This is a genomic window from Pseudomonas sp. BF-R-26 (genome assembly GCF_019947395.1).
Taxonomy (GTDB): Bacteria; Pseudomonadota; Gammaproteobacteria; order Pseudomonadales; family Pseudomonadaceae; genus Aquipseudomonas; species Aquipseudomonas farris.
The window spans coordinates 329,200-345,015 of sequence record NZ_JAGYGK010000007.1 but is presented as its reverse complement, the minus strand read 5'-3'; the positions used below and the strand labels follow the sequence as shown (position 1 = coordinate 345,015).

The 15,816-nt window shown below is 57.4% G+C and carries 12 protein-coding genes; 11 read left to right on the top strand and 1 reads right to left on the bottom strand.

Translation table 11 applies throughout. The features are described 5' to 3' along the window. Positions 1-76: 76 nt before the first annotated feature. The 6 genes from KGB18_RS12905 to KGB18_RS12880 all read left to right on the top strand — a co-directional run bounded on the left by KGB18_RS12905 (position 77) and on the right by KGB18_RS12880 (position 6,958). The gene (locus KGB18_RS12905; RefSeq protein WP_201062228.1) at positions 77-1,507 is read left to right on the top strand and encodes an amino acid permease; all 1,431 of its coding nucleotides are present in this window, start codon (positions 77-79) and stop codon (positions 1,505-1,507) included. A 60-nt stretch (positions 1,508-1,567) separates the two neighbouring features. Then, a complete protein-coding gene (locus KGB18_RS12900; protein WP_201062227.1) occupies positions 1,568-2,458 on the top strand; it encodes a LysR substrate-binding domain-containing protein in 891 nt (296 codons plus the stop codon). Between the two features lie 17 nt (positions 2,459-2,475). Continuing rightward, positions 2,476-3,855, top strand: coding sequence for a threonine synthase (gene thrC, locus KGB18_RS12895; protein WP_223570039.1), 1,380 nt, complete (start codon positions 2,476-2,478; stop codon positions 3,853-3,855). 22 nt (positions 3,856-3,877) lie between these two features. Continuing rightward, the gene (locus KGB18_RS12890; protein WP_201062225.1) at positions 3,878-4,315 is read left to right on the top strand and encodes an Lrp/AsnC family transcriptional regulator; all 438 of its coding nucleotides are present in this window, start codon (positions 3,878-3,880) and stop codon (positions 4,313-4,315) included. 176 nt (positions 4,316-4,491) lie between these two features. Next, on the top strand, positions 4,492-5,535 hold the full coding sequence (locus KGB18_RS12885; RefSeq protein ID WP_201062224.1) for a homoserine dehydrogenase: 1,044 nt from the start codon (positions 4,492-4,494) through the stop codon (positions 5,533-5,535). Positions 5,536-5,545: 10 nt separating this feature from the next. Beyond that, positions 5,546-6,958 carry an aldehyde dehydrogenase family protein gene (locus KGB18_RS12880; RefSeq protein WP_201087474.1) on the top strand — a complete coding sequence of 471 codons (1,413 nt, stop codon included), beginning with the start codon at positions 5,546-5,548 and terminating at the stop codon, positions 6,956-6,958. A gap of 87 nt (positions 6,959-7,045) precedes the next feature. Here the strand turns inward: KGB18_RS12880 and KGB18_RS12875 are convergent, their stop codons facing one another. Further along, complete coding sequence (locus KGB18_RS12875; protein ID WP_201062222.1) at positions 7,046-7,429, bottom strand: winged helix-turn-helix transcriptional regulator; 384 nt, start codon at positions 7,427-7,429, stop codon at positions 7,046-7,048. A gap of 102 nt (positions 7,430-7,531) precedes the next feature. Between KGB18_RS12875 and KGB18_RS12870 the strand changes: the two genes are divergently transcribed. The 5 genes from KGB18_RS12870 to KGB18_RS12850 all read left to right on the top strand — a co-directional run bounded on the left by KGB18_RS12870 (position 7,532) and on the right by KGB18_RS12850 (position 15,622). Further along, positions 7,532-8,650, top strand: coding sequence for an NADH:flavin oxidoreductase (locus tag KGB18_RS12870; RefSeq protein WP_223570038.1), 1,119 nt, complete (start codon positions 7,532-7,534; stop codon positions 8,648-8,650). 445 nt (positions 8,651-9,095) lie between these two features. Then, positions 9,096-10,502, top strand: a complete 1,407-nt coding sequence (gene gabP, locus KGB18_RS12865; protein ID WP_201062220.1) for a GABA permease — start codon at positions 9,096-9,098, stop codon at positions 10,500-10,502. Between the two features lie 113 nt (positions 10,503-10,615). Further along, positions 10,616-11,713: a GlxA family transcriptional regulator gene (locus KGB18_RS12860; RefSeq protein WP_123722413.1), complete on the top strand. Its 1,098-nt coding sequence runs from the start codon at positions 10,616-10,618 to the stop codon at positions 11,711-11,713. Positions 11,714-12,138: 425 nt separating this feature from the next. Next, on the top strand, positions 12,139-13,242 hold the full coding sequence (locus tag KGB18_RS12855) for a GlxA family transcriptional regulator (protein WP_123722414.1): 1,104 nt from the start codon (positions 12,139-12,141) through the stop codon (positions 13,240-13,242). A 256-nt stretch (positions 13,243-13,498) separates the two neighbouring features. Continuing rightward, on the top strand, positions 13,499-15,622 hold the full coding sequence (locus tag KGB18_RS12850; protein ID WP_223570037.1) for a TonB-dependent siderophore receptor: 2,124 nt from the start codon (positions 13,499-13,501) through the stop codon (positions 15,620-15,622). The last annotated feature ends 194 nt before the right edge of the window (positions 15,623-15,816 follow it).

The following is a 15,816-nucleotide window of genomic DNA, read 5'->3' as shown; positions in this document are numbered from 1 at the left end:
GCGACCTGTTTTGACTCTGCCCCGTAACTCATCGCAGACGTTAATGCGCGCCCTAACAACTTTCATGAGAGCAACCATGTCCATAAAAGAAGAACAACTCAACACACATACCGGTTTTAAACAGGAAATGCAGACGCGCCATATTGTCATGTTGGCATTGGGTGGCGTCATTGGTACCGGGCTGTTTCTCACGTCCGGGTACACCGTTAACCAGGCCGGTCCGTTGGGTGCGGTCATCGCTTACATCATCGGCGCACTCATGGTTTACATGGTCATGATGTGCTTGGGCGAATTGGCGGTGCAGATGCCGGAAACGGGTTCGTTCAGCACCTACGCTACGCGTTTTCTCGGACCCGGCACCGGCTACACCGTGGCGTGGTTGTATTGGCTGACCTGGACTGTGGCAATCGGCTCTGAATTTACCGCCGCCGGTATTTTGATGGCGCGTTGGTTTCCGGATACACCGGTATGGATTTGGAGTGCGCTGTTCGCAGGCTTGGTGTTTCTGACCAACGTGATATCGGTGCGCTTGTTCGCTGAGACCGAATTCTGGTTATCACTGGTCAAAGTAGTGACCGTGGTGGTGTTTCTGCTAATCGGTGGTGGCGCGATTCTCGGCCTGCTGCATATCGATCAGGCTCACAGTATCGGGCTGAGCAACTTCACTCGCGAGGGGCTTTTCCCTACCGGTTTCATGCCGATTGCCATGACGTTACTGGCGGTTTCCTTTGCGTTCTCCGGCACTGAACTGATCGGCATCGCCGCGGGTGAAACCAAGGACCCCCAGCGTAATGTGCCGCGTGCCATTCGCACTACAGTGCTACGCCTGGCAATCTTTTTCGTGGGGACCATTTTTGTCCTGGCGACTTTGTTACCCCGTGAACAGGCCGGTCTCGTAGAGAGTCCATTCGTCACCGTGTTCACCTACATCGGGATTCCGTACTCCGCAGACATCATGAACTTCGTGATCATCAGTGCTTTGTTGTCGGCTGCCAACTCCGGTTTGTACGCTGCTTCGCGGATGCTCTGGACCCTGAGTGACCAAGGTCACCTGCCCAAGCAGTTCTCGGCCCTGACCCGCATGGGCACACCACTCAACGCCATTATCGTCAGCATGGCCGGTGGCGCCGCATCGTTGCTCAGTAGCGTATTTGCCGCCGATACCATCTATCTGGCACTGGTGTCGATCTCCGGGTTGGCGGTGGTGGTGGTGTGGATGAGCATTGCCGCGAGCCAGATTGCCTTTCGCCGTCACTATGTCGCCAATGGAGGCGATGTCCGCGATCTTAAGTTCCGCGTCCGGGGTTATCCGTGGGTGCCACTGGGGGCGCTGGTCTGCTGCAGCCTGGCGTGTGTCGGGATTGCTTTCGACCCTGAACAGCGGGTAGCTCTGTACTTCGGTTTGCCATTCATCGCCTGGTGCTATTTCGTGTATTACATTACCCGCAAAAGCCGCGAGCGACGCTTGTCGGTTACCCCCTTGGCACAACCTTCCGATGCGTACTAGGCACTGTCGACGGGGTGGGCAAGCGTGCTCGGTGGAGGGGGCGTCATTGAGGTTCAGACCATGAAGCAAAAGACGTTACCCCCATTGAACTGGTTGCGGGCATTCGAGGTGTCCGCCCGTTGCCTGAACTTCACCCACGCCGCCGAAGAACTGTTTTTGACCCAGGGTGCGGTAAGCCAGCAGATCCGCCAATTGGAAAGCCATCTGGGGGTGGCGCTGTTCAAGCGCTTGCCCCGTGGCTTGGGGCTGACCGAGGAAGGACAGGCCTATCTGCCGGTTGTGCAGGATGCGATCACTCGACTGGCGGTGGGGACCAACGAAATTTTTGGCCAGCACAAACGCCGGCCGATCAAGGTGCGCGGCAGTCTGGCGTTTTTCGTGCATTGGCTGGCGCCCAAGCTGGTGGGCTTTCGCCAGGCCCATCCACAGGTCGACATCCGCTACATCAGCAACATCTGGGTCAAGGAACTGGATGGTGAGGACGACATGGAAATTCGCTGGGGCCATGGTCAATGGCCCGGCCTGGTGTCGCAGCGCCTGACTTGGGACACCTTGTTTCCGGTCTGCTCGCCAGCCCTGATGGCGAGTTCGCCGCTGACGGTGCCGGCGGACGTGGCGCACCATCCGTTGTTGCATGTCCTGGGTTATGAAGAGGGTTGGGGTTACTGGTTGAACATGGTCGGTGCGGATACCGTCGATTCGTCGACCGGCATGCAGTTCGACACACTGATTTCCACCTTGCGCATGGCTGAGTTGGGACAGGGGATTGCCCTGGCCCGGTCCTCGATGGTTGATGAAATGCTTCAGGACGGGCGACTGATCGAGCCCTTCGACCAGCGCATCGAAGCCAGCGAGTCGTTTTACCTCGTACGCGGTTCCGGGGCCGACCAGCACCCCGACGCGGTCATGTTTTCCACCTGGCTGGTCGAGCAGGCACATCGTTTCAAATGAATGGCCGGGAGCCAACCATGCGCTATGTAAGTACCCGAAATTCGGCCGTTCAGGTCGATTTCGAAAGGGTCGTGTTGTCAGGGATTGCCGAGGACGGTGGGTTGTTCGTGCCGCTCGAATTGCCACTGTTCGAACCGCAGGACATCGCCAACTGGTCGACGTTGCCCTATGACGAACTGGCCTATCGAGTGATGAGTCCGTTTGTTGGCGAGACGATCCCCGAGGCGGACCTCAAATGCTTGCTCAAGGAAGCTGGCAGCCAATTCAGCCATCGGTCCCTGGCACCTTTGCATCAGGTAGATCGCAACGAATGGGTGTTGGAGCTGTTCCATGGGCCGACCCGCTCTTCGAAGGATTTTGCCGCTCAGTTGCAGGCTCGGCTGGTGCAATACTTTCTGCACAAACGCGGGCGTCGCGGGATAGTGATCGGTGCCACCAACGGCGATACCGGGCTGGCGGCCATCGAGGCATTCAAACACTGCGACGAAACAGTCGTGGTGGTGTTTTACCCGGAGGCAGGTGTACCGCAAGACCAACTCCAGCACCTGCAAGCGGTGGCGCATCCCAAGGTTCACCAGTTCGCAGTGAATGGCAGCTTCGACGAGTGCCAGACCATCGTCACTCGGCTGTTCCGGCAGTGGCCGTGCACTCAACATGAGGCGATCAGTTTCAACTCCAGCAACTGGGTCAGTGTGTTGGCGCAACTGGTGTTTTATTTCCACGCCGTGCTGCAACTGGGAGGGGGGCAGCGTCCGATCGGTTTCAGCGTGCCAGCCGCGAGTTTTGCCGAGGTCTATGCCGGTTACATCGCGCAGAAAATGGGCTTGCCGATCACCCAGATGATCGTTGCGACCAATCAGAATGACGCGTTGCATCAGTTGTTTCTGAAGAACCACTACTCCCGGTTGCGAGCCAACAAGACCTTGTCGCCGGCCATGGACCTGTCGATCTTTTCTAACCTGGAACGTTTTCTCTGGGAGCTCTACGGGCATGACGATCAGGCTGTGAGCGCGCTGATGGCAGCATTCGAATCCAGCGGCGAGATGAGCATCGCCAACGAGTTCTGGTTGCAGGCGCGGATGATCATCGACTCTTACGCGGTCAGTGATGAGGAGACGCTGAAGGAAATCACCTCGCTGTATCGCGACACCGGTTACGTCATCGACCCGCATACCGCCACCGGTGTCCTCGCGGCCAGGTTGTATCGCCGAAGCCTGGTGGCGCCGATGGTTACCCTGGGGGAAATCTCGCCGGCCAAATCGGCGGTACTGCTCGGCGAGCTGGGGATCAGCACGCCGGCGCAACACAGCCCAGTCGCGAAGCAAGGGCCGGCGCAGCTTTACCGGATTAAGCCGGACGACCTCGACACCATCCATCAGCTGCTCGGCGCGCTGTGAAGGCGCGGCAACAGGAGGCCAAGTGAAGCGAATTCTGGACCCTCTCGATGAACGCATCATCGCGGAACTGCGGCTCAATGGCCGGGCTGCCCACGCCGAGCTGGCGACGAAGGTCAACCTGTCGCGCAATGCCGTGCGCCAGCGCATTGAACGGCTTGAGCGCGACGGGGCGATACAGGGTTATACGGTACGCACGGGGGAGGGGCGACAAGCTTCTTCGAACATCAATGCGGTGATTTTCGTCTACCGCTACGACCGCATGCGCGGCGCGGAAGTGCTGCAGGCCCTGCGGGCAATACCGGAAGTCATTCAGTGCGATGTGATGAGTGGCGAGTTCGATCTGATGCTGCGGGTCGGCGCTGCCAGTCCGGAGCGGGTGCATAAGGTCTGGAATGAAATCTCTGCGTTGCCCGGGGTGGAAAACACCGTGACCTCATTCGTGCTGTCGTCCGTCGTCTAACCCCTTTATCGTTCTGAAAAAAGCCAACCTGTGTTGGCTTTTTTTATGCCTGGCGTTTTGCCCGGGTGCTGGTCAAAACGCCCACAAAATAGAGCAAATTGGCCTATTTCACTGCCCTGGCCGCGCCCCTAACCTAGAACCCAACAACCCATCACCCGGATCAAGGGCATAAAAAAATGACTGAATACAAACTGGCGCTTGTCGGCTTCGGCGGTGTGAACCGGGCATTGGCTCAGCTGATTGCCGAACGTAACGAAAACTGGAAAACCGAATTGGGTTTCACTCTGAAAATCGTTGGCGTGACCGACCTGTTTCTTGGTTCGGTGATTGGCCGCGAAGGGCTGGACGCCGCGTTGCTGGCCAAGCTGCCGGCAGTCAAAGGTGCATTGGCGCAGCTTCCGGGTGGCGAAGCAGATGCCCTCAACGAAGCGGTGATCAAGGACTGCGGCGCAGACATCATTGTCGAAGCCACCTTCACCAATCCGGTAGACGGCGAGCCGGCCACCTCGTTCTGCCGTTGGGCGCTGGAACGCGGCAAACATGTCGTCACCACTAACAAGGGACCCATTGCCTTGCACGGCGCCGAGCTGAAAGAACTGGCCCGACGCAATAACGTCGCCTTTGAATACGAAGGTTCGGTGATGAGTGGCACGCCGGTTATTCGCCTAGCCAAGCAGTCGTTGGCAGGCAGTTCGATAGTCGGTTTCGAGGGGATTCTCAACGGCACGTCCAACTTCGTTCTCACCTGCATGGAAGGCGGCCTGGGGTTTGCCGAAGCGGTCAGCAAAGCACAGGACCTGGGGTATGCCGAAGCCGATCCGACGGCGGATGTCGAGGGGCATGACGTGCGCCTCAAGGTGGTGATCCTGGCCAATGAACTGCTGGACGCCAAGCTGAACGTCAGCGATGTCAGGTGCAGCGGTATTTCCTCACTCGACCTTGGCGACATTGAAAAAGCCCGGCAGGACGGGGCTCGCTGGAAGCTAATCGGCGCAGCCATGCGTCATGCCGATGGGGCGATCAGTGCCAGTGTCGAACCGCGTCTGTTGAAACACGATCATCCGCTGGCCGGTATTTCCGGTGCCACCAATGCCGTGTCGTTTACCACCAATCTGCTCGGCGCGGTGACGGTTTCGGGGCCGGGGGCAGGGCGCATGGAAACAGCGTTTGCGCTGCTGTCGGACATCATCAGCATCCACCAGTCTGTTGCGCGCAACTAGGAGAAAGCCTGTGAACCTATCACGTCTGTCCCTGGCTGTTGTGGAGCCGCAAATCGAAGTCTTTAACCCCTTTGACGGCACCGTCATCGGGACCGTCGCGGATGTCTGTGCGTCGCAAGTGCCGCAGCTGCTGGAGACCGGGCGCAGCGGTGCGCGGGTGTGTGCCGGGTTACCGCGTCATCGTCGGGCACGCATTCTCGAGCAGGCTGCATTGAACATCGAGCTTGATGCCCAAGCGTTTGCCCGGCTGATCGTCGACGAAGCCGGGAAGACCCTCAAGCAGGCAGAAAAAGAAGTCAAACGCTGCGTCAACACCCTCAAGCTTTCTGCCGAAGAGGCCAGGCGTAATGCCGGGGAAGTGGTGCCTTTCGACGCCTATGAGGGTTCTGAGTCGCGCCAGGGCTGGTTTTCCCGCGAACCCCTGGGCCTGATCGTCGCGATTACCCCGTACAACGATCCGCTGAATCTGGTGGCGCACAAGCTCGGTCCCGCCATTGCCGGCGGCAACGCGGTGATTCTCAAACCGTCTGAGCTGGCGCCGTTGTCGGCCATTAAATTGGTGTCGTATCTGGTCATGGCAGGGTTGCCCGAATCGGTGGTCACGGTCGCCACCGGGGGGGCGGAACTGGGCAAGGCCTTAGTCGCATCCCGTGAGGTGCGGATGATTTCCTTTACGGGCGGCTTCGTCACCGGGGAGCAGATCGCACGCACCGCGGGCCTGAAGAAACTTGCCATGGACTTGGGCGGCAATGCGCCGGTGATCGTCATGGGCGACTGCGACCTTGAGTCTGCCGTCGAGAGTTGCCTGTCGGGAGCCTTTTGGGCTGCGGGGCAGAATTGCATAGGTACTCAGCGCCTGCTGATTCAGGCACCGATTTATGAAGCGTTCCGTGAGCGTTTCGTCAGCCAGGCCAAGGCGCTTGTGAACGGTGACCCTATGCGTGCCGACACTGATATCGGCCCGATGATTACCCCGCAAGCCGCGCAGAATGCCGAGCAAGTGGTGAACGACGCGTTGCAAGAGGGCGCGACATTGCTCTGCGGCCATCGGCGCCAAGGCTCGTGCTACGCCGCTACGGTATTGGAAAACGTCGATCATTGCAGTCGGCTGTGGCGCACCGAAGTCTTCGCGCCGGTGGTGGTTTTGCAGCCTTTCGAAACCTTCGATGAGGCCATCGCATTGGCCAACGAGCCCGAATACAGCCTGCATGCGGGGATTTTCACCAATGATCTGGCCACGGCCATGAGCGCCGCACGAAGAATCGAAGCCGGGGGTGTGATGATCAACGACTCCTCCGACTACCGCTTCGACGCGATGCCGTTTGGCGGCTCCAAGTACGGCAGCCTGGGCCGGGAAGGGGTGCGCTTCGCCTATGAGGAAATGACCCAACCCAAGGTGGTGTGCCTGAACACGCTGGGTTAATCGATTCGAGGAACATCTAATCAGGTCGTTTTGCATTGGGAAGGTCTGGTCACCCGCCCAATGCATTTTTTTCTGGCGTTAGCAAAATCATTCCGTCGGGCTTACCTGCGCCGCCTCGTCAAACTTCAACCGGGCCGCTTCAACCTCGGGCAATTTATCGAGCGTCCATTTATGCAATTCGCGAAATGGCTGCTGCAATGTTCGACCCAGTTGGGTGATCTCATACTGGACTGCCACAGGCGAGAACGAAATGACCTTGCGCGAGACAAGACCATTTCGTTCCAGCCGTCGCAGGCACTGTGTCAGTGCCTTCTGAGTGACGCCCTCCAGGCGGCGTCTGATGGCATTAAAGCGATGCGGTCCGTCATCAAGCACCGCCAGAACCATCATTGACCACTTGTCTGCGATTTGGTCGAACAGCGCCCGGCTTGGGCACTCCGACGAAAAACATTGCGGCTTTAATTCCAGCATCGAAGTTTCCTCATGTATACCTAGGCGACTCTAGGTGCCTAATTGACATTTGGTTTACAAAATATACTTATGTGGCTTCCGAAAGCAAATGGAGTCCATCCAATGTCAAACCTTGATACCAGCATTTTATTCCGTCCTTTTTCCATCGGGTCGCTTGAGCTGAAAAACCGGATTGTCATGGCGCCGATGACTAGGCAATTTTCGCCAGAGGGCATCCCCGGCGAAGGGAGCGCTACATACTACCGGCGGCGCGCTGAAGGTCGGGCCGGATTAATTTTGTCAGAAGGGACCGTCATCGATCGTCCCGCTTCACGTAACGGTTCCGGCATTCCTTTTTTCCACGGTGAAGCAGCGCTGGCCGGATGGAAGAACGTGATCGATTCTGTCCACAATGCGGGTGGCCGTATGGGGCCGCAACTCTGGCACACCGGTGCAGTGCGTGACGTCAGCGGCTGGGAGCCTGATGCGCCAGTTGAAAGCCCATCTGGCCTCGATTCGCCAAACGACCCGCGCGGTGTGGCGATGAGCGAAGAGGATATTGCAGATACAGTTGTTGCCTTTGCCAAGGCAGCCGCGGATGCCAAACGCCTGGGTTTCGACACCGTTGAGATTCATGGGGCTCATGGTTATTTGATCGATCAGTTCTTCTGGGCCGGCACCAATCAACGCACCGATCGTTATGGCGGACCGACGATCAAAGAGCGCTCGCGCTTTGCCGCTGAGATCGTGTCTGCCGTTCGTCATGCGGTCGGCCCCGAATTCCCTATCATCATGCGCGTTAGCCAGTGGAAGCCGCAGGACTTTGGGGTGCGCCTCGCCGAGACCCCTGCATTAATGGAAGACTGGCTGCTGCCGTTGGTCGAAGCGGGTGTTGATGTTCTGCATTGCTCGCAGCGACGCTTCTGGGACCCTGAGTTTCCCGAAATTGATGGTGAGAACGGGCTGAACTGCGCGGGCTGGGCGAAGAAAGTCACAGGGGCCACAACCATTAGCGTCGGTTCGGTCGGGCTGGATAACGATGTTACTCACGCATTCGCCGGCAAGGGATCAACCCCTGCGAGTCTGGATCGACTCGTCGAGCGTATGGAGCGCGAAGAGTTTGATCTGATCGCTGTAGGGCGTGTTCTGCTGAGTGACAAGGATTGGGTCGCCAAAGTGGAACAAGGCGATTACGCGGATCTGAAGGGCTTCAATCCGGCATCTTTAGCCGAATTGGTTTGAGCCTTATTACGGAGTATGGAAAGTGTGATGTTACAAAGGTTTTAGTCTGAAGAGAACCTCGCTGCCCTCATCGGTCAGCGCGAACCCGGCGCGCCCTTGTGTCCGTGAGCTAGAGGCACAGCCCTGAACGAGTTGTCGCAAGACAGCCCCAAGACCGTTCAGTCCACGAAAGCTGAGTGGTTTTGGGTTAATGCACCACACGCGATACGCGCAACGCGTGTCGAAATCAGACTCGTCAGTGGCGCACTCGGGCTACTGGCTTTCAAGACAAGACGCGTAAGGTGACGCGTCACTTCATGGCCGTGTGCAGCTGTGATGCCTGATTTAGAAACTCGGGAGCGTTTGAGGTGCGCTGCGTTCGAAACGCGGCAACAGGGAGAAATGATGATCGCCTGACCCTCAGTCAGTACGCCCTAACGTCGATCACCAGAGAACAAAAAAAACAATGAATAGCCTGAACTCCAAAGATTCGAATGGTCAGTTGGCGCAGGGTTTCAAGCCGCGTCACGTCACAATGCTTTCTATCGCGGGGATTATCGGCGCAGGTTTGTTTGTTGGCTCGGGACATGCCATCGCTGCGGCGGGGCCGGCGGTATTACTGGCTTATCTGTTTTCCGGCCTGTTGGTCGTTCTGGTCATGCGCATGCTGGGTGAAATGGCGGTTGCCAACCCGGACACCGGATCTTTCTCTACCTACGCCGACCAGGCAATCGGGCGTTGGGCAGGCTTCACCATCGGCTGGCTGTATTGGTGGTTCTGGGTGCTGGTGATACCGATCGAGGCGCTCGCGGCCGGGCATGTATTGAATCAATGGTTCCCGCAGATCGATGCCTGGTTGTTTGCCTTGCTGTCGATCATTCTGTTGGTCGTGACCAACCTGTTCAGTGTGTCCAAATACGGTGAGTTCGAATTCTGGTTTGCGATGGCCAAAGTCGTGGCGATCATTGGATTCATCGGCCTGGGTTTTGCGGTGTTGATGGGGTGGATTCCAGAGCGCGAAGCCAGCGGATTGAGTCGACTCATTGAGGAACATGGCGGTTTTGCGCCCAACGGCTTGTCAGCGGTTGTAGGGGCATTCATCACCATCATGTTCAGCTTCATCGGTACGGAAGCGGTGACCATCGCTGCGGCCGAATCCAGCAATCCTGCGCAGAACATTGCCAAAGCCACACGCTCGGTGATCTGGCGCATCGGGGTGTTCTACCTGCTGTCCATTTTCGTGGTCATTTCCGTGGTGCCCTGGAATGATCCATTGCTGGCGTCGGTGGGCTCTTACCAGCGCGCGCTGGAACTGATGAACATTCCCCACGCCAAGTTCATGGTAGATGTGGTGGTGTTGATTGCCGTGGCCAGCTGTATGAACTCGTCGATCTATATTGCCTCGCGCATGTTGTTTTCGCTGGGCAAGCGCGGTGATGCACCGAAGCCGCTGAAGGTGACGTCGTCGGCGGGCGTGCCGAGGGCTGCGGTGATCGCCAGCACCGTGCTGGGTGCCGGTGTGACCTTGTTCAGCTACTTCATGCCCGCCGGACTGTTCCAGTTTCTGCTCGCCAGCTCCGGCGCCATTGCCTTGCTGGTGTACCTGGTTATCGCAGTGTCGCAACTGCGCATGCGCAAGATTCTGCGTCGGCAGAACGTCGAGCTGAGCTTCAAGATGTGGTTGTTCCCTTGGCTTACCTGGTTGGTCATCGCCTTCATCTGCGCAGCGTTGGCGGTGATGATGGTGACGCCCGAGCACCGTATGGAAGTTTCTTCGACCATCGGCCTGGCGCTGGTGATTTCCTTTCTCGGCCTTGTGACCGCGCGTCAGCATGGGCAACCGCAAAGTGCGGTGTCGGCGGAAAGTGCATAGCAGCCATATCAGCGTAAACCTGCTTGCGATCTTATCAGTGCGCCAGCAGTGGCGGGGCGGTTAACACCGCCGGCGCCACGGGCCATTACCGCTCACTGCGAGAAAAAACTTCGATGGCATACGACACCTCCAAGGCCGCTCTTCCCCAAACCATTGGCTTTTTGCTGCTGGACCAATTCACTTTGATCTCTTTGGCATCTGCCATAGAGCCTCTGCGAATGGCCAATCAGTTGACCGGTCAAGAGCTGTACCGTTGGCACACTTTCAGCTTGGGGGGCGAGCGGGTGTGGGCAAGCGATGGCATGCCGATCACTCCGGATTGGGCGATCAATAACGCACCGATACTTGATACCGTGATCGTCTGCGGTGGCATTGGCATTCAAAGCGCGGTGACCCGTGAGCACATTACCTGGTTGCGAGCCCAGGCGCGGCGCGCGAAGCGGATGGGGGGTGTTTGCACAGGTAGTTGGGCCTTGGCTCAGGCAGGCTTGCTCGATGGCTTCGACTGCAGCGTGCACTGGGAATTTCTGGCGGCCATGCAGGAAGCTTTTCCACGAGTGAACCTCAGCTCCAGTCTGTTCACCCTTGACCGAGACCGCTTCACCAGCTCGGGCGGAACCGCGCCAATGGACATGATGCTGCACCTGATCAGTCGCGATCATGGTCATGAACTGTCAGCGGCCATCTCCGACATGTTCGTCTACGAGCGAATCCGCAACGAGCAGGATCACCAACGAGTGCCCCTCAAGCACATGCTCGGTACCAACCAACCGAAGTTGCAGGAAATCGTCGCCTTGATGGAGGCCAATCTGGAAGAGCCGATCGATCTCGACGAACTGGCGAATTATGTTGGTTTGTCCCGTCGACAGCTGGAGCGGTTATTCCAGAAGTACCTGCATTCCTCACCCTCGCGCTACTACCTCAAGCTGCGTCTGATCCGCGCGCGTCAGTTGCTCAAGCAAACGCCGATTTCGATTGTAGAGTTGTCGGTGGTGTGTGGCTTTGTGTCCACCCCCCATTTCTCAAAGTGCTATCGCGAGTATTTCGGCATCCCACCCAGCGACGAGCGCTTGGCGGCGCAAACGCTAACGCAACCGCAAGTGACAGCAAGATCGATTGCACAGGCGTTGCCCTTGGCAAGGCCGATGAGTTTGCTGGATCAGGCACGTGATGAGTCAACATTCGCCAGTATCAAAATTTTGAAATCCTGAACAATCAGGGTGATCAATTCATCACTCCAAACGGTCAACGATAAAACCCGGAAGCTTCTCTGTTTCCCGGTTTTTCGTCGTTATGAAGTTTAGTTGTGAGTGGCGTTACGTTATTCAGAAAAACGACCTGTGCTTGTCGGTAACAAGCAAGTTGTCATTGCCAGGCATCCTTCCCATACCTGCTACCTAATTGCTCGCAGTTTATAAGCAGGCTTACCAGATCGACCCTTTTCGCTTTTGATCTGCGCCATTGCGACCCTTCATATAGAGGCACCGTCGTGTCGTTTTTTGAATTGATTGGAAGTCTATTCAATTACGGCGTGACTTTTGCACTTGAAATTACAAATAGCCCGGCGTATTTGGACGGGCAATAAAAAGAGCCTGTGTCTGAGGCCAATACTTGCTTGGTGTGAGGAGTTACTGCAATGACGACGTTCAACTCCGGGGCGAAGCCCCAGAACCGTGCGCCTCAATCCATCGGCTTTTTGCTGTTGGACAATTTCACACTGATTTCTCTGGCTTCCGCGGTGGAGCCTCTGCGCATGGCTAACCAATTGTCCGGTCGCGAACTGTATCGCTGGACGACCCTCACTGCCGACGGAAACAAGGTCTTGGCCAGCGACGGCTTGCAGATCACCCCTGACACCTCGATGCAGAACGCGCCTGCCATGGACACCATCTTTGTCTGCGGCGGTGTCGGTATTCAACGCTCCGTAACCCGCGCGCATGTATCGTGGCTACAAAGTCAGGCGCGTCAGTCCAAGCGCCTGGGCGCGGTGTGCACCGGCAGCTGGGCCCTGGCGTGCGCCGGTCTGCTGGATGGTTACGATTGCAGTGTTCACTGGGAGTTTCTGGCGTCCATGCAGGAAGCCTTCCCGCGAGTGGTTATAAGTACGCGACTGTTCACCCTGGACCGTAACCGTTTCACCAGCTCCGGTGGCACCGCGCCGCTGGACATGATGCTGCACTTGATCAGCCGCGATCACGGCCGTGAACTGTCGGCGGCGATCTCGGAAATGTTTGTCTACGAACGCATCCGTAATGAGCAGGATCACCAGCGTGTTCCGCTCAAGCACATGCTTGGCACCAACCAGCCGAAGTTGCAGGAAATCGTGGCGCTGATGGACGCCAACCTCGAAGAACCGATCGACCTCGACGAGCTGGCAGTTTTTGTCTCCGTGTCGCGGCGTCAGCTGGAGCGGTTGTTTCAGAAATATCTGCACTGCTCACCGTCCCGCTATTACTTGAAACTGCGCCTGATTCGCGCCCGACAACTGCTCAAGCAAACACCCATGTCGATCATCGAAGTGGCGTCGGTGTGTGGCTTCGTGTCCACGCCGCACTTCTCCAAGTGCTACCGCGAGTACTACGGCATTCCACCACGCGACGAGCGTGTGGGTTCCAACACCACGCAACAAGTGGCAATGATACCGCTGCCGCAAGCGCTGGGGCTGTCTCCATTGTCCGACCCGTCGTCGGCGCTCGGCCAAGCTCGCAACGAATCAACCTTTGCCAGCGTCAGGATATAAAGCTATATCGCGATGGACTTTTGAGCTCATTACTCAGGATTTTGCGGCCTTTCAAAGCCTATGCGATGAGAGGCTTTATGAGGCTATTGCATCACTGATGTACCTGGCCACGTTGATCATACGAGTTGATTTCGCAACTTTTGCACTACTTTGGCGAGATAAAAAAGTATCGACTGATAATGGGAATTGATATTATTCGTTGTCAATTCTCGCCGAGCTCCTGAAGTGCCCGGCATCTTCTCAAGGTTGTATGTCGATGCGTCGAACTCTCGTTTCTCTGTGTGTGATCCAAGCCATTTCCCAGACCACCTGGGCTGACCAGGCACCGACTGATCCTGCGTCAATAGAGTTACAAGCGATCGACATCAACGGCACATTCGAAGAGCCGGCCCAAGGCCCGGTCGAAGGGTATCGGGCGACCCGTTCGGCCAGTGCGACGCGCACAGACACTCCGATTCATGAAACCCCACAATCGATCAGCGTGGTCACCCGGGATGTCGTGGAAGACCTCGGCGCCACCCGCCTGCAAGACGCTCTCGATTACGCCGGAGGCGTGGGCCGTGCGAACAATTTCGGCGGCCAGGGCCTGACCACTTTCACCGTGCGTGGCTTTACCACCGGTGAGTTCTACCGCAACGGTTTCCCGATCAACCGCGGTTATCCGAACATGCCCGATGCCAATACCATCGAGCGTCTGGAGGTCCTGCGCGGGCCAGCCACCACGCTCTATGGCCGTGGCGACCCGGGCGGCACCTTCAACGTGGTGTCCAAACAACCCCTGGCCGAGCGCACTGTGACCCTGGGCAGTCAGCTCAATGATCAGGGCATGCGTCGCGGAACGCTGGATGCCTCAGGACCGCTGGATGATGAAGGGCGACTGGCCTATCGTCTCAACGTGATAGGCGAGGGTGGTGACACTTTCCGTGATCACGTCGAAAACGAGCGTTACGGTGTGGCGCCGGTGCTAGGTTGGCAGGTCAACGACACCACCCGCATTACCTTCGAAGGCGATTTCATGCGCAACAACGCGCCGCTCGATCGGGGTGTGACCCGCTATCGCAATCAGATCGGTGTCGCGTCGCGGGATACTTTTTTCGGTGAAAAGGATATCGGCAAACTGCACAACGACAACAACATGGCGCAACTGCGTTTCGAGCATTTCCTGAACGACAACTGGACCTTGGGCGGTGGCACGCAATATCTCGACGGCAGTTTGCAAGGCAATGCCATCGAAGCCAACGGTGTCGCTGCCGACGGCCGAACGCTAGGGCGCAACTTCAACTACCGCAAGCTGGAGTGGCGTGACCTTGATGTGCAGTTGAATCTGACCGGCCATTTTTCCACCGGTGGATTCGACCACACGTTGCTCACGGGCATCGAGTATGAGGATTACGATTACAAGTCGATTATCCGTCGCTCCAGTGGGGCGGTGAGTGCCTACCCCATCGACATTTTCAATCCGGTCTACGGCCAGCCGCGTCCGGCGTTGACTCGCACCACCACCAATGATCAGGAAAACCTCAAGACCTATGCCGCTTTCGTGCAAGACCAGGTGACCCTGGCCGAGGGTTTGAAAGCTTTGGCTGGCGTGCGTTTCGAACGCTTCGAGCAGGATTACGACAACTACATCGTCAACGGTCCGAGCTGGACCAACAGTGACAACGCAGTCACTCCGCGCCTGGGGCTGATCTACGATTTGACCCCGACCGTGGCGATCTATGCCGACACGGCGCGGTCCTTCAAACCCAACAGCGGTGCCAGTCGAACGGGCGGCGGTTTCAAACCCGAAGAAGGCAAATCCTACGAGGTGGGCGTCAAGTGGCAGGCCCTTGATCGTCAGTTAAGCGTGGATGCCGCGGTGTATCAGATCGAAAAACGCAACGTTCTGACGACAGACCCGGTGGACTCGACCTTCAGCGTTGCGGCGGGTGAAGTTCGTAGCCGTGGCTTTGATCTGAATGTGGCCGGCAACCTCACGCCAGAGTGGCGCATGATCGGTGGCTACGCCTACGTGGATGCCGAAGTCACCCAGGACAACGTGCTGAAGTCAGGCACCCGCCTGGTGAACATTCCGCGCAACAGTTTCAGCCTGCTGAACGTCTACGAGTTTCAGGACGGTGGCCTCAAAGGACTGGGCCTGGGGGTGGGAGCCAAGTATGTCGACGAGCGCGCCGGCCAGACCGCAGCCAATGCCTTTTCCATGGATAGCTACCAGGTGTTCGACCTGCTCAGCTTTTACAAAGTCAACGAGCACCTGCGGCTTAACCTTGACCTGAAGAATGTGTTCGACAGCCACTATGATGAAGGCGCCTTTGGCAACGTTTACGCCTATCCGGGCGCGCCGAGAACGGTGCAAATGGGTTTCTCGTACACGTTGTAACTGGTAGACAGGAAGCGCCCGCACGATCAATCGGCCTGTGCGGGTCTCCGGCGCGACGTTGCAGATCCAGGACTAAAGTTCGCGCACTTTACCCACAAAAGACCTGATGACAGCAGAACCGACTATCCTTTCAGATAGTGAACGCTGCACTCTTGGCAAAAAGGGACACCATGCCAGACTATGATCGCGCCATC

Excerpts from the sequence above, each read along its gene's own strand:
- gabP (WP_201062220.1), top strand. The coding sequence starts at position 9,096 with ATGAATAGCCTGAACTCCAAAGATTCGAATGGTCAGTTGGCGCAGGGT.
- KGB18_RS12860 (WP_123722413.1), top strand. The coding sequence starts at position 10,616 with ATGGCATACGACACCTCCAAGGCCGCTCTTCCCCAAACCATTGGCTTT.
- KGB18_RS12875 (WP_201062222.1), bottom strand. The coding sequence starts at position 7,429 with ATGCTGGAATTAAAGCCGCAATGTTTTTCGTCGGAGTGCCCAAGCCGG.
- KGB18_RS12870 (WP_223570038.1), top strand. The coding sequence starts at position 7,532 with ATGTCAAACCTTGATACCAGCATTTTATTCCGTCCTTTTTCCATCGGG.
- KGB18_RS12855 (WP_123722414.1), top strand. The coding sequence starts at position 12,139 with ATGACGACGTTCAACTCCGGGGCGAAGCCCCAGAACCGTGCGCCTCAA.
- KGB18_RS12885 (WP_201062224.1), top strand. The coding sequence starts at position 4,492 with ATGACTGAATACAAACTGGCGCTTGTCGGCTTCGGCGGTGTGAACCGG.
- KGB18_RS12900 (WP_201062227.1), top strand. The coding sequence starts at position 1,568 with ATGAAGCAAAAGACGTTACCCCCATTGAACTGGTTGCGGGCATTCGAG.
- KGB18_RS12905 (WP_201062228.1), top strand. The coding sequence starts at position 77 with ATGTCCATAAAAGAAGAACAACTCAACACACATACCGGTTTTAAACAG.
- thrC (WP_223570039.1), top strand. The coding sequence starts at position 2,476 with ATGCGCTATGTAAGTACCCGAAATTCGGCCGTTCAGGTCGATTTCGAA.
- KGB18_RS12850 (WP_223570037.1), top strand. The coding sequence starts at position 13,499 with ATGCGTCGAACTCTCGTTTCTCTGTGTGTGATCCAAGCCATTTCCCAG.